The 22,055-nt window shown below is 35.7% G+C and carries 19 protein-coding genes; 16 read left to right on the top strand and 3 right to left on the bottom strand.

Annotated elements, in window-relative coordinates:
* Positions 1 to 70: 70 nt before the first annotated feature.
* Entirely contained in the window at positions 71 to 2,497 is a 2,427-nt protein-coding gene (locus EZ449_RS14935; RefSeq protein ID WP_131560224.1) for an outer membrane beta-barrel protein, read from the top strand.
* 3 nt (positions 2,498 to 2,500) lie between these two features.
* On the opposite strand, the gene EZ449_RS14930 is transcribed toward EZ449_RS14935, so the two are convergent.
* Positions 2,501 to 3,721 (bottom strand): MFS transporter, encoded by a 1,221-nt coding sequence (locus tag EZ449_RS14930; RefSeq protein WP_131560222.1) that lies wholly within the window; start codon positions 3,719 to 3,721, stop codon positions 2,501 to 2,503.
* 300 nt (positions 3,722 to 4,021) lie between these two features.
* Here EZ449_RS14930 and EZ449_RS14925 point away from each other — a divergent pair, with 300 nt between their 5' ends.
* Both EZ449_RS14925 and EZ449_RS22845 read left to right on the top strand, forming a co-directional pair.
* Positions 4,022 to 5,971, top strand: coding sequence for an amino acid permease (locus EZ449_RS14925; RefSeq protein ID WP_131560220.1), 1,950 nt, complete (start codon positions 4,022 to 4,024; stop codon positions 5,969 to 5,971).
* 243 nt (positions 5,972 to 6,214) lie between these two features.
* Complete coding sequence (locus EZ449_RS22845) at positions 6,215 to 6,541, top strand: transposase (RefSeq protein WP_205943012.1); 327 nt, start codon at positions 6,215 to 6,217, stop codon at positions 6,539 to 6,541.
* 62 nt (positions 6,542 to 6,603) lie between these two features.
* On the opposite strand, the gene EZ449_RS14915 is transcribed toward EZ449_RS22845, so the two are convergent.
* Complete coding sequence (locus EZ449_RS14915) at positions 6,604 to 6,759, bottom strand: LPXTG cell wall anchor domain-containing protein (RefSeq protein WP_131560218.1); 156 nt, start codon at positions 6,757 to 6,759, stop codon at positions 6,604 to 6,606.
* Between the two features lie 3 nt (positions 6,760 to 6,762).
* Positions 6,763 to 8,721, bottom strand: coding sequence for a KUP/HAK/KT family potassium transporter (locus EZ449_RS14910; protein WP_131560216.1), 1,959 nt, complete (start codon positions 8,719 to 8,721; stop codon positions 6,763 to 6,765).
* Between the two features lie 178 nt (positions 8,722 to 8,899).
* Here EZ449_RS14910 and EZ449_RS14905 point away from each other — a divergent pair, with 178 nt between their 5' ends.
* The 13 genes from EZ449_RS14905 (at position 8,900) to EZ449_RS14845 (ending at position 21,902) form a co-directional block, all read left to right on the top strand.
* The gene (locus EZ449_RS14905) at positions 8,900 to 9,436 is read left to right on the top strand and encodes a T9SS type A sorting domain-containing protein (RefSeq protein WP_131560214.1); all 537 of its coding nucleotides are present in this window, start codon (positions 8,900 to 8,902) and stop codon (positions 9,434 to 9,436) included.
* A gap of 75 nt (positions 9,437 to 9,511) precedes the next feature.
* Positions 9,512 to 10,123 (top strand): fumarylacetoacetate hydrolase family protein, encoded by a 612-nt coding sequence (locus EZ449_RS14900; RefSeq protein WP_131560212.1) that lies wholly within the window; start codon positions 9,512 to 9,514, stop codon positions 10,121 to 10,123.
* Positions 10,124 to 10,267: 144 nt separating this feature from the next.
* Positions 10,268 to 11,860 carry a M23 family metallopeptidase gene (locus tag EZ449_RS14895; protein ID WP_225872336.1) on the top strand — a complete coding sequence of 531 codons (1,593 nt, stop codon included), beginning with the start codon at positions 10,268 to 10,270 and terminating at the stop codon, positions 11,858 to 11,860.
* Positions 11,861 to 12,098: 238 nt separating this feature from the next.
* Positions 12,099 to 12,563 carry a thioredoxin-dependent thiol peroxidase gene (gene bcp / locus EZ449_RS14890; RefSeq protein WP_131560208.1) on the top strand — a complete coding sequence of 155 codons (465 nt, stop codon included), beginning with the start codon at positions 12,099 to 12,101 and terminating at the stop codon, positions 12,561 to 12,563.
* A 57-nt stretch (positions 12,564 to 12,620) separates the two neighbouring features.
* Complete coding sequence (locus EZ449_RS14885) at positions 12,621 to 13,466, top strand: transketolase (RefSeq protein ID WP_131560206.1); 846 nt, start codon at positions 12,621 to 12,623, stop codon at positions 13,464 to 13,466.
* A gap of 123 nt (positions 13,467 to 13,589) precedes the next feature.
* Positions 13,590 to 14,546: a transketolase family protein gene (locus EZ449_RS14880; RefSeq protein ID WP_109931287.1), complete on the top strand. Its 957-nt coding sequence runs from the start codon at positions 13,590 to 13,592 to the stop codon at positions 14,544 to 14,546.
* Positions 14,547 to 14,638: 92 nt separating this feature from the next.
* Positions 14,639 to 15,199: an RNA polymerase sigma factor gene (locus tag EZ449_RS14875; RefSeq protein ID WP_131535719.1), complete on the top strand. Its 561-nt coding sequence runs from the start codon at positions 14,639 to 14,641 to the stop codon at positions 15,197 to 15,199.
* A 15-nt stretch (positions 15,200 to 15,214) separates the two neighbouring features.
* Complete coding sequence (locus EZ449_RS14870; protein WP_131560204.1) at positions 15,215 to 15,892, top strand: hypothetical protein; 678 nt, start codon at positions 15,215 to 15,217, stop codon at positions 15,890 to 15,892.
* Positions 15,893 to 15,983: 91 nt separating this feature from the next.
* On the top strand, positions 15,984 to 16,421 hold the full coding sequence (locus EZ449_RS14865) for a hypothetical protein (protein WP_131560202.1): 438 nt from the start codon (positions 15,984 to 15,986) through the stop codon (positions 16,419 to 16,421).
* Between the two features lie 74 nt (positions 16,422 to 16,495).
* Positions 16,496 to 17,686, top strand: coding sequence for an aspartate aminotransferase family protein (locus EZ449_RS14860; protein WP_165499773.1), 1,191 nt, complete (start codon positions 16,496 to 16,498; stop codon positions 17,684 to 17,686).
* Between the two features lie 103 nt (positions 17,687 to 17,789).
* Positions 17,790 to 18,467 (top strand): response regulator transcription factor, encoded by a 678-nt coding sequence (locus EZ449_RS14855; RefSeq protein WP_131560200.1) that lies wholly within the window; start codon positions 17,790 to 17,792, stop codon positions 18,465 to 18,467.
* Between the two features lie 162 nt (positions 18,468 to 18,629).
* A complete protein-coding gene (locus EZ449_RS14850) occupies positions 18,630 to 19,934 on the top strand; it encodes a sensor histidine kinase (RefSeq protein ID WP_131560198.1) in 1,305 nt (434 codons plus the stop codon).
* A gap of 63 nt (positions 19,935 to 19,997) precedes the next feature.
* Positions 19,998 to 21,902 (top strand): 7TMR-DISM family protein, encoded by a 1,905-nt coding sequence (locus EZ449_RS14845; RefSeq protein ID WP_131560196.1) that lies wholly within the window; start codon positions 19,998 to 20,000, stop codon positions 21,900 to 21,902.
* The last annotated feature ends 153 nt before the right edge of the window (positions 21,903 to 22,055 follow it).

Below are 22,055 nucleotides of genomic sequence, written 5' to 3'. Positions count from 1 at the left end.
CTAATGATTTAGTTTAGTGGAATTATTTCTTCAGATAAGGAAATACTAATCATCAGGCTATCTAATTAACATGAAACAAATCTCTATGTTTTTCATATTTCTATTTGTTTTTTTTCTATCTCAGGTAAAGGCTCAGGATAAAAATGGAAAGATTTTGGGTTTAGTTACTGATGAAAATAGTAAATTAATCTCAGCGACAATCATCCTTAAAGATCTAAAAGATTCTACAATTTCGAAAAAGACATTTTCGAACGACCAAGGAAAATTTGGTTTTAAAAACTTATCAATTGGAAAATATCTGATTGAAGTAACCGCAGTAGGTTATTCACCAAAAAGTGAAAAATTTGAAATCAATCACAATCAATTATCCATCAATAAAAACATCATACTTGCCAGTGATTCTAAAAACTTAGGCAGCGTTAGCGTATCAATTAAAAAACCATTAATTGAAAGATTCGCCGACAAAACGGTAATGAATGTAGAGAGCAGTATTGTTGCAACAGGAAATACGGCTCTTGAGGTTTTAGCCAAAATACCAGGTGTTTCGGTTAATCAAGATGGAGTGATCAGCGTGAAAGGAAAATCGGGCGTTAATGTGTTGATTGATGGAAAATCTACCTTTCTCTCGAACGAACAGTTAGCAATACGACTGAAATCTCTTAACAGCAGTGAGCTGAAATCAATTGAATTAATTACTAATCCATCAGCTAAATATGATGCAGAGGGAAATGCAGGAATAATCAACATCAAATTAAAAAAGAATTCGGGTTTTGGCACAAATGGAAATATCGATCTAGGTTTTGGCTACGGGAAAAACCCTAAAAGTGATGCTGGAATTTCACTCAACCATAGAGATAAAAATTTAAACATTTTTGGGAATTTTGCTAACAATAACAATAAATATCAGGAGGATTTGAATATCGACAGAGTCACAAATGATGGGTTTTCCAATACTTTCTTTCATCAATATAACACTCAGATACGTTCTCTTCACAATAACAATTACAAACTTGGAGCAGATTTTTCTATAAATGAAAAGAATATCATCGGCTTTTTAACCACTGGTTATTTCAACAATGGACATGATAGCTCTAACGGTTTCACCGATATTGGAACGAGTTTTACAAAAATTGATTCTACTATCCTAGCGGATAATCCATCCTCAAGTAAATATAAAAACCAAGCCTATAATCTAAATTTTAAATCTGTTATTGATACACTTGGGCAGGAATTCTCTGTTGATTTAGATTACGCTCAGTACCGCAGCGAAGAATATACCGTTTACAATAATTATTTTTCTGATACGGATGGTTTCCAGTACAAAATCCCTTTAATTTTCAGAAACTTAACGCCATCAATGATAAAAATTAAAGCGGCAAAAATTGATTATTCATTACCGTTAAATGATAAAACAAAATTCGATTTTGGATTGAAAAGTAGCTGGGTAAGCACAGATAATGATTTCAGATTTGAGAATTTAATCACCTCTCAATGGCAAAATGATTTAACAAGAAGCAATCGATTCATTTACGAGGAAAATATAAATGCCGCTTATGCCAATTTTAAACACGATTTCGTATCAACGGGTATAGAAATAGGTTTGAGAACCGAGCAAACCAATTCGAAAGGCAATTCTGTTAACGAACAAAAAGTTGTTAAACGAAGTTACTTCGATTTTTTTCCGAGCTTATCGATCAATCAAACGTTATCAGAAAATAATCAATTAGGTTTTTCTTACAGTAGAAGAATCGACAGGCCTGATTACAAATCGCTCAATCCTTTCGTGTATTTCGTAGATTTATATACTTTCAGTCAAGGAAATCCATTTCTAAATCCGCAATATACTAATGCGTTTCAACTTTCTTATAACTACAAAAAAGAGCTCAATATTTCATTAGGATACAGCATTACGAGCAATTTAATTATTGATGTTTTGCTTCCTGATGATGAGAAAAAGATACTTTATCAAACCGTACAGAATTTAGATAAGCAGTTTTCCTACGATTTAACGATCGGCTATCCAACAACAATATCAAAATTCTGGAGCATGGATAACACCGTTACAAGTACCTATAACCAAATAAAATCAGCAAATTTAGGTGGCACAGATTACGATAGAAAAAAGGTAAACTTTAATTTAAACAGCAGTCATAATTTTACCATCACGCCATCAGCCTCTGCCGAACTTTCTGGAGAATTTGCATCGGCACAGATTTATGGAACTTATGCCATTAAACCTTATTACGAAATAGATTTCGGTTTAAAAAAATCGTTTATCGATAAAAGATTAAACTTGAAATTCGCTATAAATGATATTTTTAATAGCCGGATAGGTAGGATTAGCAGTGCGTTATCGAATTTAAATTATAGTCTAAGCCAAAAACAAGAAAGCAGAATTTTTAGGTTTAGTTTAAATTATACTTTTGGCAGTAACAGCATAAAAGCAACAAGAGATCGCAAAACCAGTGTAACAGATGAGGAACGTAGAATAAAATAATGGTTATAAATCTTCGCTAGGTTTCTTCATTTTAAGAATAATAAACATTACGATAACCGATAAGAGAATCATAATTAAATAGCTATAGCTGAGATTTCTTTCATCTTTCGCTGGCACAAAATTCACAATGGCATAACTCAAGAATGAAACAATAACATAGGTTATTCCTCCGGTTAAGCCGCCAGCAATACCTGCATTTTTCGGAAATTTGCTTAAACAAAAGGTGAAGTAGTTGTTAAAAGTAAAGCCTGCTCCGATGTGAATCAAGAAAGCAAAAAAGATCAGCGACCAAAGATTGGAAACGAAATTTAAACTGATTATCATCGCGATTACGAAAACAACTTGCATCAAAGAGTTAATCATTAGTCGCTTAAAAAATGGTCTATTAATAGTTGCTTTCCCAATAAAGCCGCCAACCATCCACGCGAAACCCAAAACTAAAGAGCTATAACCCGCAATAATTGGAGAATATTTTAATTCGTGTTCGATAATGAAAGGTCCCGTCATATTGTAAACCATCACCATACAATAAGCCAACCCAAGCATTACAATGCCTAAAGTAAAGCTGGTGGTTTTAATCATATCGATATAAATCCTAGTGATATTTTTAATTTGAAAAGCAGTGAAATGTTTTAACGTTTCGCCACTGAAAACAAATTCCAACAGGGCAAAAACGAGTGCAAAACCAGCTAAAAAATAAAAGTTAGATTCCCAACCAAATGCAGTTTGCAAATAACCGCCCACAAATGGTGCAATGATTGGTCCGGTAGACCAGATGATTGAGAATAGGCTCAAATAGTGCTTGAGTTTATCGCCTGAGAATAAATCGACAAAGTAGGCTCGCTTGGCTACCACAATAGCCCCAACTGAAAGACCGTGGATAATCCTCATAAAATAGATGAGGTAGATATTGTGCGTAATGGCGATAATGATACTTGCAGCGGCAAAAACCAATAAGGCATACAAACAAATTTTATAACGTCCAAAGCTATCTAACAGACTACCAACAAACAACTGTGCTACACCATAACTGATCAAAAAAATACTTAAAGTTAATTGAACTTGAACATTACTCACGCTCATTTCGCCAGCCATAGTTGGCAACGATGGAATGTAGATATCTGTAGCAAAACCAGAAAGTGGAATCAATGCAAAGGCCAATATTGTTGCTATACCTTGATATTTTTCTTTAATGTATGGAGAATTGATTGTTGATGAAGTCATTTTAAAATATGGAAAGTTACTTAGCGAAAGGGCTAATTTCTCTCTGGATATTGATGAGGTGGCAAAATTAACTTTCTAAGAACACATAAAATGATACTTTTCAAATAAACACAAACAGATTACATTTCAGCCTCAATTTTTACTTTCAAGAGGTAATTTCCATAGCACTTTAGTTGCTAAATCAATCATAAAAAACCATTTTTTATTCCATTAAAGTGGATACAATGAAATTTATATCTCCCTTTAAACGTTTTTAACTGATATTTTTATAAGTTTGAGGAATACAACAACCAAACACAGATGTTCGAAAAGCTATTCAGAAAGAAATCTATTTCCAAGATATTAAAAGATGCGGCAAACGGCTATGGCGACCACGAAAATACCTTACATAAAACCCTCGGCGTACGAGATTTAACAGCTTTTGGTATTGCAGCAATTATTGGAGCTGGTATTTTTAGCACCATTGGTAAGGCAAGTGCAGATGGTGGTCCGGCGGTAATATTCTTATTTATTTTTACTGCTGTTGCTTGTAGTTTTGCAGCATTTGCCTACGCAGAATTTGCATCGATGGTGCCAGTTTCTGGGAGTGCTTATACTTATTCTTATGTTGCTTTTGGAGAATTAGTGGCCTGGATTATTGGTTGGTCGCTGATTATGGAATACTCTATCGGTAACATTACGGTAGCCATTTCCTGGTCGGATTATTTTACAGGACTGCTCTCTAGCATCAAAATACCATTTCTCGGAATAGACAGTATCCACGTTCCAGATTGGATGACGATGGATTACTTGAGTGCCTACAACGGACATAAACATGCTGAAGCTTTATTAGCTGCCGGTAAAAACCTAGCCGATTTAGATGCTGCAACCACTTTAGCGAATAATGCTTGGCTTACTGCACCGCAAATTGGAAGCTTCCATTTGGTTGCTGATATTCCAGCTTTGGGAATTATCATCTTGATTACCTGGTTAATTTACCGAGGTATGAAGGAAAGCCGAAATGCCAGTAATGCGATGGTTGTAGTTAAACTTGCTGTAATTCTTTTGGTATTGGCAGTCGGTATTTTTTATGTAGATACTAAAAACTGGAATCCATTTGCACCCAATGGTGTTTCGGGCGTATTAAAAGGTGTTTCAGCGGTATTTTTTGCTTACATCGGTTTCGATGCCATTTCTACAACTGCCGAAGAATGTAAGAATCCGCAACGCGATTTACCTCGTGGAATGATGTGGGCAATTATCATCTGTACCATTTTATATGTGGCCATTGCTTTAGTTTTAACCGGAATCGTAAAATCAGATACACTTGCTGTAGGCGATCCGCTGGCATTTGTATTCGATCAAATCAATCTAAAATTAATGAGTGGAATTATTGCCGTAAGTGCTGTATTTGCGATGGCAAGTGTGCTTTTGGTTTTCCAAATGGGTCAACCTCGTATTTGGATGAGCATGAGCAGAGATGGTTTATTGCCGAAATCTTTTTCAAAAATTCACCCAAAATATAAAACGCCATCATTTGCAACTATAGTGGTTGGTTTTGTGGTTGCTGTTCCATCCTTATTTATGAATTTAACCATCGTAACAGATCTTTGCTCAATAGGAACCTTATTCGCATTTGTGCTGGTTTGCGCAGGCGTTTTGGTGCTACAAAACCGTCCGGATGTACAGCGTGGTAAATTTAAAATTCCTTATGCCAATAGTAAATTTATTGTTCCTATAGCCTTTGTAGCAGCCATTGCATTTGCATTTACCCAATATGGAAAGGAGACTAAATCTTTCTTGCTTAATTCTCCAAAAACTGTTACAACAGTAAATTTCGTAACATCCTTAAGTGGCGATGAGCTGAGAATAGTGAAAGAAGAAATTGTAAGAAATGCAGCTCCACAGATTATATTGGCTGATAAAGTTGATGCTGAATCTTACTTGAGTGCGCTTCCCGCAGATCGTTACGAGCAGTTTATTTCTGCATCAAATGTTTCTATGGAAAAAAAATATGAAAGTGGTTGGAGCTTGTTCAAACATAAAATCCCGATGTGGATTTTCCTAATCATTTGTGTGGTGATTTCTTATTACTGCATCACCAAAAACCTATCGCTAATTCCTGTTTTAGGGTTAATTAGTTGCCTCTACATGATGTGCGAACTAGGTATTTCTAATTGGATTGGTTTTGGGATATGGCTGGTAATAGGCTTAGTGGTGTACTTTGCGTACGGTTATAGGCATAGCAAGTTGGCACAGGCTGAGGGATAATGGGTTATAATCCCTTGATCCATCATCGAAGATCGATTAGACTAAAAGATTATGATTACTCTACAGTAGGGGCATATTTCATTACGATTTGTTGTGAAGATATGTCACACAGATTTGGCAAAATTTCTAGCGATGATATGGTCATAAATGAATCTGGAATTATAGCCTATAACGAATGGAATAATTTAGCAGAAAGGTTTTCAAATTTTGAGCTGGATGTTTTTTCAAATTATGCCGAATCACATGCACGGCATAATTGTTTTAAAAGAAAATGGAATTATTGATATTGCGGATGTCGGGGCAACCCTTGCGGTTGCCCAAGAAGAAAGTGAAACAATTAGGGCAACCGCAAGGGTTGCCCCGACAATATCCGATATAGTCGGAGCGTATAAATCAATTGTTTCTAATTCTTGCTTAGAATTGTTCAAATCACAAAACAAAACTATGGGAAAGTTATGGCAGCGAAACTATTACGAGCACATTATACGCGATGAGACTGCTTACTATAATATCTCGAACTATATTATAAACAACCCAAAGAAGTGGAGTGAAGACAGGTTTTGTAAATAACAAAATAAGCTCCTCAGTTTGCAAACTAAGGAGCTTATTTTTTTTGGGATTGAATTATGAAACTAATCTTTTTTCTTTATAAAACCTAAACCAGTAATCATCAACAAGCCAATTCCTGAAGCGATCATGTAAATATTTGCATGATCTAAACCATAAACTTTCGCCGCTGGCCCAGCGATAAAAAGACAAATTGCCAGTATCATAATTGCAGTTCTCATTTTTTAAACTGGCAATCTGTGCAATTCAATATCATCAGGTGTTACAAAAATTAGTGGCACTTTCTCCACATCAACATAACTACTGTCTAAACCAAAACTTCGTTCTTCAGATAGACTTAATTTCTTGAGGATGAAGTAATAATCCATGATCTGTCTTTCATAAAAACTCAATTTAGTGAACTTAGAAAGATGTTTCTCCAGCAGTACGAATCGGAAATCTCCAGCAATTTTGTGCTTATTTAATGAAGTATATTGACTCGTGATATCAATCTCTCCGTTTTTAACCAACTCTTCTACAACCTTACGATAAAGTAAGTTCACACGTTGTTCAATACGGAAACCTAATCTAAAATCGATACGAATTAACTTACCAGGTATCAAGAATTCTACCTTGTAATCCAAAGTATAAGGCTCGTCCATTACATCAACGTGAACCAACCAATACACATCGGCACGTTTCGGCTCCTTTTGAATAATTGAATAAATAATCTTCGATTCTATTTCAGTTTTAAAGTTTGCACTGGTTAAATAAACCAGTTGTGATGAATATTTAGGAACAGATTCATCACTACTTAATTCTGTTAAAATCTGATAATAATCTTCAATTTCTACATATTTAACAAATCGGTTCTTGATTTTCCTGGCTACAAACCAACTCCACATTACGGTAAATAAAAATGAGCCGATCATCACTGTAACCCAACCGCCATGCAAGAATTTAGTTAAATTACTGATTAAGAAAGTACCTTCAATAATAACATAAGTGAAAAAGAAAGTGGCAATCAGGTATTTTGGTAAACGTTTACTTCTCAGGTAGAAACTCACCAAAATCGTAGTCATCAACATGGCAATAGTAATGGATAATCCATAAGCGGCATCCATACGTTCGGCCTTTTGAAAAAGTAAAACGATACCACAACATCCAATCCAAAGCATCCAATTAATAGATGGAACATAAAGTTGTCCTTTAGAAACTGATGGATAAACAATCTTAATTTTTGGCCAAAGGTTTAAACGAACAGCCTCAGCAATTAAGGTAAACGAACCACTAATCAACGCCTGACTGGCAATTACAGCAGCCATTGTAGCCAAGATAACCATTGGTACTTGAAATTGGTCGGGTACGATTTGAAAAAATGGATTCATCTTCGCTCCAGGAATATAAGTACTGCTGTTTTGCAGAATCCAAACACCTTGACCCAAATAATTTAAAATAAGGGTAAGCTTAACGAAGATCCAGCTAATTCGAATATTGTTTCTTCCGCAATGCCCTAAATCAGAATATAAAGCCTCGGCTCCAGTAGTACAAAGGAAAACACCACCTAAAATTAAAAAAGCTAATTTATTGGTAACTAATAAATGAATGGCGTAATAAGGGTTAAAGGCCTTTAAAATTGTTAAATCCTTAACAATAAAAAACATGCCCAAAACACCCAAAACTGCAAACCAAACAAACATTACTGGTCCAAAAAGCTTTCCTACCAGATTAGTTCCAAACTGCTGAATAATAAAAAGTACAGTTAAAATCACTAATACAATTGGAATAACCTGAACATCGAACTTGTTTGTTAATCCCTCAATTGCCGAAGTAACCGTAATGCTCGGCGTAATTATACCATCGGCGAGTAAAGCGCAACCTCCGACAACAGCCGGAACAACAAGCCATTTTGCTTTTTTTCTTACTAAGGAGAATAATGAAAATATGCCACCCTCACCCTTGTTATCAGCCCTTAAAGTGATGATAACATATTTAATAGTGGTTTGTAGCGTCAATGTCCAGATGATACAAGAGAGAACACCTAAAACATTTGTTGGGTTAATATCTTGCTTTCCACCTAGAATGGTTGTAAAAATTGCATTTAAGGTGTAGAGGGGTGATGTACCAATGTCGCCGAACACAATTCCTAAACTTATTAGAACCCCACCGGCGGTTAATGCGTTGACATTTTTATGATTTGACACTTCGATATTTTTTAGTGCGGCAAAAGTAAACTAACTATAACAAATTAACAACCAAATTATTGTGTATTTTTCACACTTTGAAAAACAAATATTATTGTTAAATTGTGTTAAATTATGGCTTTTAAACAAAATGTTTAATTTCTTTGTTTTAAATTAATACATTTGCTATACCAATTTGATGAAACTCTACACTAAGATAACGTTGCTCACAAAATTCGCTTGCACATTGTGCATCGTTTTACTGTGTGCGGTAAATTCTTGGGCTCAACAAACTGATAGTATTCACATCAGTTTAAAAAATCGAGCTAAAAAAACCACGAGTAGAATTCCTGAAATTAAAGCAAACATCCAACCTTATAAGCCACTCTACATGTCTATAGGTGGATCTGGAATGTTTAACACCTACTCTAACACCACTAAAAACAATAATGTTACAGCAGCAAAAGATAAACTTTTAACCATTGTTAAAATTTATCCAAATCCTGTAGAACAACAACTGAATATTATTTTATCAATCGGTAAGGATAATACCCAGACTACTATAAAGATAATCGATTTACTGGGCAATGAGGTAGTTACCCTTTTAAATGAACGATTGAATGCTGGTGAGCAAACCAAAACGTTCACCATGCCTAGCAGGGTAAATGCAGGAATCTATTTCTTAAGGGTTATTGCTGGCTCCGAAAGTCAAGTAAAACGTTTATCAGTTTTATAACACCATTTTCTTTTCTATTTTTGATTTTTACGATTTTACGTCGTAAGTAATTATTTTATACCTCAATTTTAGATAATGAAAATCATCGCCATAGGCCGTAATTACGCGGAGCACGCCAAAGAATTAAACAACCCCATTCCTACCACGCCAGTTATCTTTATGAAACCAGATACTGCGGTATTAAAAGACAATAAGCCTTTTTATTTGCCCGATTTCTCAAACGATGTTCATTACGAATTGGAAGTGGTTTTAAAGATTTGCAAGGAAGGCAAGCACATTGCAGAAAAATTCGCTTCAAACTATTATGATGAAATTGGACTGGGAATAGATTTTACGGCTCGCGATATTCAAAGCAAACACAAAGAAAAAGGCCTCCCTTGGGAATTGGCAAAAGCATTTGATAATTCTGCTCCGATCAGCATATTTTATCCTAAAGGTGATTTTGAGGATCTGTATGACTTAAACTTTGAGCTTAAGGTTAATGGCGAAAGTTGCCAGAAAGGGCATACCAAGGATTTATTATTCTCTTTCGAGAAGATTATAAGTTTTGTTTCACAATACATAACCTTGAAAAAAGGCGACTTAATTTTTACAGGAACGCCTGAAGGCGTAGGCAAAACAGAAAAAGGCGATAAATTAGAGGCTTGGTTACAAGGCAAACAACTTTTAAATTTTGATGTTAGATAAAGAATGATTAAAAATCTGATCCCACATATAATTAAACCCGCTCTTTTCGTTTGTTTTGTTCTTACTGCTAATTTTATCCAGGCACAACAAATTTTCAGCACCAATAAATACCCAATAACTGATTTTAGACAACCGCTGGATATTATGCCTCCTGCCCTAGCAGGTTCTTTTGGCGAAATTCGCGGAAATCATTTTCACTCTGGTATAGATTTTCGCACTAATCAGAGAGAGGGCTATCCTGTTTATGCAGTTGCTGATGGCTATATTTCTAGGTTAAGGGTTCAAAATAGTGGTTTCGGACAAGCGCTTTACATCAACCATCCAAATGGTTTTACAACGGTTTATGGTCACTTGCAACGCTTTTCACCTAAAATCGCTACGATTGTAAAAAATCTAGAGTACGAAAAGAAATCGTTTGAAATTGATGAGTTTCCTGATGCTACTTTAATTCCAGTGCGCAAGGGCGAAGTTATCGCTTGGTCGGGCAATCGTGGTAGTTCTGGCGGGCCGCATTTACATTTTGAAATCAGAGATACTAAAACAGAAGAAACCATTAATCCGCAGTTTTTCGGCATCAACATCCCTGATAATATTCCGCCAATAATTCATGGCTTATACGTTTATCGTTTAAATGGAAAAGTTTTCAATGAAAATACACCTAAACAAGCCATTGGAATTACTGGGGCAAATGGAAATTACAAAGCATTGGCTCCAATCAGTTTGAGTGGAGAAGTTGGCTTTGGTATTGTTACCACCGATCGCCACAATGGTTTATCTGGCACAAACGGAGTTTATTCTATTCAATTGGAGTTAGATGGAAAATTAATTTATACATCGGCTTTGGAGCGTTTTTCTTTTGAAAACAGCAAAGCCATCAATTCTCATATAGATTATCCAACCTTCTTAAACACCAAACGAAGTATTCAGAAGAGTTTTGTTGAACCAGGAAATCCCTTGAAAATTTATAGTGGCTTGGTTAATAGCGGAAAAATTAATTTTAATGACGGTGCAAGTCATCAGCTTCGCTATATTATTACCGATTCAAAAGGAAATTCATCTGTATTACCATTTACCGTAAATGCAGGTTCAGCTGCAATTGCAGCATTGATAACTCCATCGGGCACTATTTTCCCTTACAACAAAGTAAACGAATTCAATACAGATGATATTAAGGTGATCTTTCCGCAAGGAACCTTGTATAACGATTTAAACTTCACTTATAAAAAATTACCTAAGCCTGCTGGCAATTCCTGGTCGGCATTGCACCAAATTCATAATCGTTACACACCGCTGCATGTAGGTTTTGAATTATGGATTAAAACTGACAATCTTCCTGAAAACTTAAGATCGAAAGCATTAATTGTAAACTCAAACGGCTCATCGCAGGGTGGAAGTTTTGATAATGGCTATGTTAAGGCAACTCCAAAAAATTTCGGCAGCTTTTATATATCAACAGATACCATAGCGCCAAGAATTGTTCCAGTAAATATTGCAGAGGGTAAAAGCATGGCTGGTTTATCAAAAATATTTTTCAAAATAAGCGATAATCTTTCTGGCATTAAAAGTTTTAACGGTTATCTCGACGGGCAGTGGGTATTAATGGAGTTCGATACAAAAACGGCAACGCTGTGGCATAGTTTCGATGAAAGAACGGGTGCGGGCAAACACATCTTAGAACTGGTGGTTAACGATATGAAAGAGAATACCCGACATTATAAGGTGTCCTTTTCGAAATAACTTGATGCTCTTTGTTCTTAAACCCGGGTGACGCGGATACCGGCCTGTGGTTAAGGCCTGCAGGCGTATGAGCAAAAAACGGGACTAACATTAAAATGAAATGCTGCAACTGCTTTTCAAATCCTGATGAAACCTGATTAAGACAAGCAAAAGTCATATTTTATTGATGAATGAACACTATAATGGGTTAAACTGTTTAACTTGCGATATCAATCATATACACATTAAAATTAAATATATGGCAGAACTAAATGAGGGCGACCAAGCACCTGCAATAACATCGAAAGACCAAAATGGGGTCGAAGTTTCACTTAACGACTATAAGGGCAAAACAGTTGTTCTTTATTTTTACCCAAAAGATGATACTCCAGGTTGTACAGCTGAGGCTTGCGATTTCAGAGACAATTACCAAGGATTGCAAGCAAAAGGAATTGTGGTTTTAGGTGTAAGTGTTGATGATGAAAAATCTCATCAAAAATTTATAACCAAGCATAACCTACCTTTTACATTATTGGCAGATACCGACCAAAAAATTGTAAATGATTATGGTGTTTGGGCAGAAAAAAACATGTACGGCAAAAAATATATGGGTACTGTACGTACAACTTTTATTATAGATGGCGATGGAAAAATTACACATATTATTAAAAAGGTTGATACTAAAAACTCAACGCAACAAGTACTCGATTTAATCAATAACTAATTATGATATAGCGGGTAAAATATTACCTTTGCTATGTAACAACAACCTCTTATTTTAATGAAACATACAATTAAAGAGCTAGAAGATATTGCCTCGCAGATAAGACGAGATATCGTAAGGATGGTTCATGGATGCCAGTCTGGTCACCCGGGCGGTTCATTGGGCTGCGCTGATTTTTTTACTGCCTTATATTTTGAGGTATTGAACCACAACAAAGAATTCAGTATGGATGGCGTTGGTGAAGATTTATTTTTCCTTTCCAACGGGCATATCTCACCTGTTTGGTACAGTACATTGGCTCATGCCGGTTATTTTGAGAAAAGCGAATTGGCAACATTTCGTAAATTAGATTCGAGATTACAAGGTCACCCAACTACGCACGAGCATTTACCAGGAATTCGCATTGCCTCAGGTTCATTAGGCCAAGGGATGTCTGTAGCCATTGGCGCAGCTTTAACTAAAAGATTAAACGGCGATAAATCTTACGTATTCACTTTACATGGTGATGGCGAATTGCAAGAAGGCCAAAACTGGGAAGCTGCAATGTTTGCACCATTCCACGAAATGGACCGCTTAATTTGTTCTGTTGATTATAACGGACAACAAATTGATGGTCCTACAAAAAAAGTACTTTCTTTAGATAGTCTTCAAGCTAAATTCGAAGCTTTTGGGTGGCATGTAATTAATACCGATGGTAATGATATGCAATCTATTGTAGAAGGTTTGCATTATGCAAAAACGCTAACAGGAAAAGGAAAACCAATTATGAACTTAATGAGTACTCAAATGGGTGCTGGTGTAGATTATATGATGGGTTCTCACAAATGGCATGGTACTGCGCCAAATGATGAGCAATTAGCAGCAGCATTAGCACAATTACCAGAAACTTTAGGGGATTATTAACCCCCTAGCCCCCTGAAGGGGGAACTAGTAGCAGGGTAAAAATATAATTATCCAAATTCCTAACAAGGAATAAATCACATTTAATTTAATTAACAAATGAAGCCCCTTTAGGGGTTTGGGGTTATGAAAAAATACACATATACAGAGAAAAAAGATACACGTTCGGGATTTGGTGCTGGTTTACATGAGGCTGGAAAGAAAAACGAAAACGTGGTTGCATTATGTGCCGATTTGGTTGGATCGCTTAAAATGGATGCTTTTATTAAAGATTTCCCTGAGCGTTTTACGCAAGTTGGTATTGCAGAGGCAAACATGATTGGTATCGCAGCGGGTATGACAATTGGTGGTAAAATTCCTTTCACAGGTACATTTGCCAACTTTTCTACAGGTCGTGTTTACGATCAAATTCGCCAATCTGTAGCTTATTCAAATAAAAACGTTAAAATTTGTGCATCTCACGCTGGCCTTACCTTAGGTGAAGATGGTGCAACACACCAAATTTTAGAAGATATAGGCTTGATGAAGATGTTGCCAGGAATGGTGGTAATTAATCCTTGTGATTACAACCAAACCAAAGCTGCTACGTTAGCAATCGCTGAATATGAAGGCCCAGTTTATTTACGTTTCGGTCGCCCGGTAATTCCTGTATTTACAGATCCTGACCAAAAATTTGAGATTGGTAAAGCTTGGATGGTTAACGAAGGTACCGATGTAACCATTATTGCAACTGGCCACATGGTTTGGAAAGCAATTGAAGCTGGAGAGAAACTTGCTGAGTTGGGTATCGATGCGGAAATTATAAATATCCACACCATTAAACCTTTGGATGACGAAGCGATCTTAAAATCGGTAAAGAAAACAGGTTGCGTGGTTACTTGCGAAGAGCACAACAAATTTGGTGGCTTAGGCGAAAGTGTTGCTCGTTTATTAACTACAGAATTACCAACTCCTCAAGAGTTTGTAGCTACTAACGATACTTTTGGCGAAAGCGGTACACCAGATCAATTAATGTCTAAATATGGTTTAGATGCTGTAAACATTGTTGAAGCGGTACAAAAAGTAATCGGCAGAAAAAAATAGAATTTAAAATTTAATCACAAAGACACCAAGAACACTAAGTATAGCCAAACCTTTGTGTACTTAGTGTCTTTGTGGTTTTATAATTATCGTAAATGAAACAAGTTGAAGATTCAGAAATTCTAGCAATGTTTGCTGTCGAGAAAACTCGAAATGAAGCCTTTAACCTGTTGCTAAAGAAGTATCAGCAGAAAATTTACTGGCACATTCGTCGATTAGTTCTTAACCACGATGATTGTGATGACCTTATTCAGGAAGTTTTCGTTAAGGTTTGGAAAAACCTCGATAAATTTAGAAGTGACTCACAGCTCTACACTTGGATTTACCGCATTGCCACAAACGAGTCGATTACCTTCTTAAACAAGCAAAAGCAACGCAACAATACTCCGTTGGATGAAGTATCCTCGGAGCTGGCGGATAATCTGGTTGCTTCATCATATTTCAATGGTGATAAATTGGAGCTAAAACTGCAAAAGGCAATTCTAACCTTACCAGAAAAGCAAAGGATTATCTTCAATATGAAATACTTTGATGATATGAAATATGAAGAAATTTCTGAAGTGCTAGGGACCTCTGTAGGTGCATTAAAAGCATCATTCCATATTGCCGCAAAAAAAATCGAGGCAATTATCACAAATGATGAAATAGACTATTAAACCTTTTAGCAAAAATTGAATCATATATCTGTGATGAACGAAAATGTAGAAAATAACGATTGGATTAACGAAGCACCTGCTCTTGCGGCAAGGGTAAAAAGTAATCCTTTTTCCGTTCCTGATGGATATTTCGAAAATTGTGATGAGGCCATTTTATCTAACATCTTTTTAGATGGATTGAAGCAAAAAACCAGTGATAAGAGTTTTGAGGTTCCACAAAACTACTTTGAAGAATTAACAGAGCGAATTGAGACACAGATTGCAATTGCAGAAATGCCAAAACCAGAAGCATCATTTGCAGTTCCAGAAAATTACTTCGATAATTTACAGCTTAGAATTTACAATAAAATTTCTATTGCTGAACCTAAAAGAGAAGCAAAAGTTATTCCTTTATGGAGACGAAATATTGTGAGGTATGCAAGTGCTGCTTGTTTCGTATTGATGGCATCTTTCGGAGTTTATTTTTATCAGAATGGTTCGTCTGCTCCAGTAAGTCAAGTGCAATCAGCAGAACTAATGAACGAGCAGATGTTATATGATATTGATGAGAGTACAATTATTGATCATTTGGAAGCTCAAAATACAACCCCAGCGAATACAATCAATACTACTTCTGCTTCAGATACAGAAATGGAAAACTACATCTTGAGTAATTTCTCTTCGAGTGATTTAACTCATGAATTAAATAACTAATTATAAAACCATCATGATTAACGACAATTGCAATACACATCAGAATCATGATAGCTTCATCACCTTTGAAAACAAGAATAAACAGATGAAAATGAAGAATTTATTATTCGTCGCTTTAATGTTTCTATTGCCGAATACTCTTTTGGCTCAACGCCCAAAAGGTGAAGAAATAGAATCACTTAAAATTGCATATTTTACTCAAAAATTAGATCTATCGGCAGAAGAAGCAAAGGTGTTTTGGCCAATCTATAACGATATGCAGAGCGAACAAAATACCTTACGTAAAGAGCGAATGCAGAAAATGATCTCTTTTAGAAAAACAACGGAGATTGATAACTTAACTGATGCACAAGTTCAAAGTTTAATTACTAGCGAATTCGATTTTAAACAAAGAGATCTTAATCTTGATAAGAAATATTATAACAGACTAAAATCTTCATTACCGATTAAGGTGGTTGGCAAATTTTACCGAGCACAAGAGGGCTTTAAGCGAGAGTTACTAAGCCGCTATAAAGGTGGCCCGAAATAAGATTACAAATAGACTTACAGAAATGTAGGTCTTTTTTTATTTAAAGGGATATTGAATTTCCGTACTTTTGTGCCATGCTTACCCAACGTCAGTTGTTTTTACAACATAATGCACAAACTTCTCCCGAACCTTTAATGCTCGAATTTGTTAGGGCCAAAGGTGTTTACATATACGATTCTTCAGACAAAAAACATCTAGATCTTATTGCTGGTATTGGCGTAAGTAATGTAGGACATTGCCATGCTGCGGTGGTTAAGGCAATTCAAGATCAGGCTGAAACTTACATGCATTTAATGGTTTATGGCGAATATGTGCAAACACCTCAAGTTAATTTTGCAAAGGCATTGGCCGACATTTTACCAGAAAGTTTAAGTTGCACCTACTTTTTAAACTCTGGAACTGAAGCGGTTGAAGGCGCCATGAAATTGGCAAAACGCTACACGGGTAGAAAGGGTTTTACCGCCTGCAAAAATGCTTATCACGGGAGTACACAAGGGGCAGAAAGTTTGATGGAAAGTGATTTTTATTCATCTGGCTACGGGCCTTTCTTGCCTCATGTTAGTTTTATCGAACATAACAACATAGCTGATCTCGAGAAAATCACAGAAGTAATTGCTGCTGTTTTTATCGAACCTATCCAAGGTGAAGCAGGGATTCGTGTAGCTGATTTAGCCTACATGCAAGCGCTAAAGGCAAAATGCGTAGAAACTGGCACCCTATTAATTTTTGATGAAATTCAATCGGGTTTTGGTAGAAGTGGCAAAATGTTTGCTTTCGAGCATTACAATGTAATTCCTGATGTTTTACTTCTGGCTAAAGGAATTGGAGGCGGAATGCCGATTGGCGCTTTCATTAGTTCATTAGAAATTATGTCTGTTTTATCGCATACACCTATTCTGGGCCACATGACAACCTTTGGCGGTCACCCGGTTTGTTGTGCAGCTGGGTTAGCAACTTTGCGAACATTGGTGGATAATAATATCGTTGATGAAGTAGAGGAGAAAGGCCAACTTTTTAAAACACTTTTAAAACATACAGCAATTAAAGAAATTAGAGGAAAAGGATTAATGCTTGCAGTGGAATTCGAAAATTTCGAAGTCAATAAAAAAATAATTGATGCTTGTATTTTAGATGGCGTGTTATCTGATTGGTTTTTACATTGTAGCAATTCCATGCGCATAGCTCCACCATTAATCATCACCAAAGAAGAAATTGAAGAAGCTTGTTCCATCATCCTTAAAAACATTAACTTAGTTTTGAGCTAAAAGACCAAAGGAAAGAGACTAAGTCTAAAACTAATTGTAGATTCGAATTGAATGAACACATACTCTTTACACCCGATCTTAATACTAAATACTTTATACTATAATGAACGTTTTAATAGTTGAAGATGAAAAAAGCCTAGCGCTTGAAATGGATGAATTCTTAAGCAAGGAGGGATTTATCATAGAACATGCTTGGAAGAAATCTTCTGCAGAGGAAAAAATTTTTGTAAACAACTATGACTTCATTTTACTCGATTTGGGTTTACCGGATGGAGATGGTTTCGATGTTTTGAAACAACTTAAGGCCCTAAAAGATCGTGATGATGCGGTAATTATTTTAACGGCAAGAAGCGCCGTTGATGATCGCATTAAGGGTTTGGACGAAGGTGCTGATGATTATCTACCTAAGCCATTTTCACTAAACGAACTTTTAGCTCGCATGCACGCCATTACGAGAAGGAAGCATAAGCTTGAAAAAAACGAGATTAACGTTCACGATTTTCTTCTAAATATTCAAAATAGAACAGTTGCATTTGGCGAAGAACGATTGAATCTAACCAAAAAGGAATTCGAAATTTTTAACTATTTGGTGTTGAACAAAAACCGAGTGGTTTCTAGAATGAGTTTAACAGAACACGTTTGGGGCGATATCCTAGAAGTAAATTCTGATTCTAACTTTGTTGATGTTCATGTAAAAAATCTACGTAAAAAATTAGCGGCGGTGCAGCCTATAGATTGGTTTGAAACGGTAAGGAGCATTGGTTATAGAATTAATTGCTAAAAAGTCCGAGGTCGGATGTCTGAAGTTAGGGAGAAAAAAGTAGCTAGAAAAAATCTGTGAAATCTCCAAATCTGTGTAATCATTCGCCAAAGGCGTGAAGTGTTTGGAAGTGTAGAAAGCCTAAGCTCATTTATATATTACATTTAACATCATCCATTAAAAATGAAGTTACAGGTTAAGTTTTCTTTATATAATGCTGTCACTAAAATTGCGATCATTTTGCTTTTGGGGGCGATTATATTATTTTCTTTGGATAAACTTGCTTATAACCAACTAGATAACCGCCTTATTAAAAAGAAGAATAAGATCATTAAAAACCTGAACGATAACGAAATTGATAGTCTTTTAAACAAGGAACAATCCTTTACCGATTACAATATTCTAAAAGAAGAATTTATCGTTTTAACTGATATACCAGATAGCCAAACAGATTCTACAGCTAAAGTTTACACGGAGAAAAGAGAAATTGAGGGTGATATAGAAGTTTACAGAATTCTAAACTATAAGTTCTCTTACCATACCAATTGGTACAACTTAGAGATTGGCGAAACCATGACTACACTCCAATCGATTAAAAATTCGATTCGATTTTATATGCTGATTGTTTTGGTTGCGGCATTACTGATCACTTTGGTTGCCGATTATACGTTCTCTAACTTTTTGCTCAAACCTTTCTATTTAATTATCGATAAAAAAATTAACCGGGTTGATGATCCAACGCATTATAATTACGAAAACATTCCAACTACAACAGCAGATTTTAAGATTCTCGATAATAGCGTAAACTCGCTAATGCGGAAAATTAACAACCTATTCGCACTCGAAAAGCAATTTATTGCCAATGTATCTCATGAACTCCTCACTCCTATTTCGATTTTGAGTACACGGTTCGAAAACATGTTGAACACACCAAACATTCCTGTAGAGCATGAAAATAAAATCTATTCTTCTTTAAAAACACTTAATCGCTTAAAGGTGATCATCAATAGCTTATTGCTTATATCCAAGGTGGAAAACAATCAATATTTAAAAACCGAAGAGATTAGCTTAAAACAAGAAATTGAGGATATTTACGAAGATCTTGAAGACAGAATTGCCGATAAAAGCATCACTTACACTTCCAATATACACGAAGATTTTCTTTTTATTGGAAACAAGGCATTGATCCATACGCTGTTTATCAACATCATTAACAACGCCATTAAATATAATATCGATGGCGGTTCATTATCAATAATCGGCAAAAAAGATCACAATCGATACATACTTACTGTTTCCGATACTGGCTTAGGCATGACCAATGAACTGGTTAAAAATGCTTTTGATCGCTTTAAACGTGGAAATGCCGAAGAAAATGGATTCGGATTAGGTTTGGCAATTGTAGAAAGTATTGCCAAATTTCATAAGATTGAAATCGATATTAAATCAGAAGAAAATAAGGGAACGAGCATATCCTTAACTTTTTAAAATGAAATTCGGCTGATAACGTTTTAGGTTGCACATAAATACAAATTACTACCTTTGTTGTTCATGTTGATCCCGAAGAACTATAAAAATTTTCTTTTCCTAATCTCGGCCTTTTTTGCACTTTCTATCTCACCAACGAAAGCGCAAAAAACAGTAGAAATACAAGATGCTATTCAACAGCACATCTTTACTTTTAGTGAAATAGAAGTATTGGAAGATGCAAATAACAAGCTCACATTCGATGAGATTAAAAGTGCAGAATTCAACCAAAAGTTTAAAGCAAGCTTAACCAGTACGCCACAAACAAAGAATTTGAATAAAACCTATTGGTTTCGAATTAAGATAAAGCAGAATGAGCAATCCAAAAAACCTTTTTTACTAGAGTTTTTTGATCAAACTATAGATCACATCACCGCTTATATTCCACAAGCCGATAATACTTTTAGAATAGAAAATCTAGGAGACGCAAATGCATTCAACCAACGCCTAATCCACCATAAAAATTTCGAAATTCCATTACAGAATGATGGAAATGAAATTCAAACGTATTATTTCAAAATCAGTTCTTCGCAAATTTCTGACGTAATTATAGTTCTCAGAACTTCAGAATGGTTCATTTCTTATGCTTTAGATGAATACTTTTATTTTGGCATATTTTACGGAATGATTCTGGTTTTCAGCTTTTACAACCTCATTATGTATGTTGCAATGAGGCAGAAGCAATACCTTTATTATGTACTCTACAATTTAAGTGTTGGTTTTTTTGAGATGAGTACCGATGGCATTGCCTACCAATACTTATGGCCGAATGCGCCTGCTTGGAACCAAGTAGCTTACGCTTTTGCCTTATGTGCAACCAGTATTTTTGCGCTCCTTTTTACGCGAGAACTTTTATTTGTAAAGGCAAAGGCGCCAAAACTAAACCAACTTATTATAGGCGTAATCGTATTTAGGCTACTATTTTTTGCCTATTGCTATTTATTCGATCAAACATTATTTAGCTATAAATTTATTGATGCTGTTCCGCTTTCCGTGGCCTTTTTTACAGGGATTTATATTTACAAAAATGGCTATTTACCGGCACGTTTCTTCGTTTTGGGTTACAGCTTCCTGTTTGCTGGTTTCACTCTAAAATTCTTAATTATGCTGGGCATTGGCTGGCTTAATTTTGGTGCGGTAAGTTATTATAGTTTGAGTTTTTGCTTCGTGTTAGAGATGATCTTTCTATCATTCGCTATTGGCGATAAGGTTCGCATACTTAAGTTGAAAAAAGATAAGGCGCAGCAAAAAATTATTCGGCAAATGGCGGTAAATGCAAAGCTAAAAGATAGCATTAACCAAGAGTTAGAAATTAAGGTTGAGGAACGTACGCGTGAGGTTTACCACAAATCTTTAATTATCGAAAGCAAAAACCAGGCATTAGAAGAAGCAAATACTTTACTACAGCAACAGGCGGAAGAAATTTCGAGAATGAATGTATTGCTGGAACATGATAATGAGGAGCTGCAAACCAGCGTTGAAAAGGTAACCAGAGATCGGGTAATGAATACCGAAGTTGATTTCGAGGAGTTTAGTAAAATCTATCCAGATAAGGAAACCTGTTACGAGTTTTTAGCTGATCTGAAATGGAGCAAGGGATATCATTGCCGCAAATGCAGTAACGATCATTATTTTAATGGCCACATTTTGCACAGTCGCAGGTGCAGTAAATGCGGCTATGAAGAATCGGTTACTACTTACACCATTTTCCATAATACCAGAATTCCAATCAATAAAGCATTTTACATGATTTTCTTGATTTATTCATCAAAAGGAAAAATATCTTCTCATAAACTATCAGAACTACTTTCTATTCGGCAAAGTACCTGTTGGACTTTCGGTTCACGCATAAAAAAGGTAATGGAAGATAGGAAGAAAACACTCAAGAAAACAGCAAAAGATGGCTGGAGCCAGCTCGTAGTTGAGTAGTTACCCATCTTATTAAGTCACAATTTTGTTGTTTTTCGTTTAATATCCAAAAAAAGCGAATAGGTATTTAAGCGTATCAAATTTGCTCCGCATGACTACTTCATTAAGGTACTTATATGCTGATAATCAAGCTTAAACGGCACAAAATTGTAG

It is taken from the genome of Pedobacter frigidisoli (assembly GCF_004331675.1).
Lineage (GTDB): Bacteria > Bacteroidota > Bacteroidia > Sphingobacteriales > Sphingobacteriaceae > Pedobacter > Pedobacter frigidisoli.
Note: the sequence above shows the minus strand (reverse complement) of the source record. Positions and strands in the feature narration are given on the sequence as shown.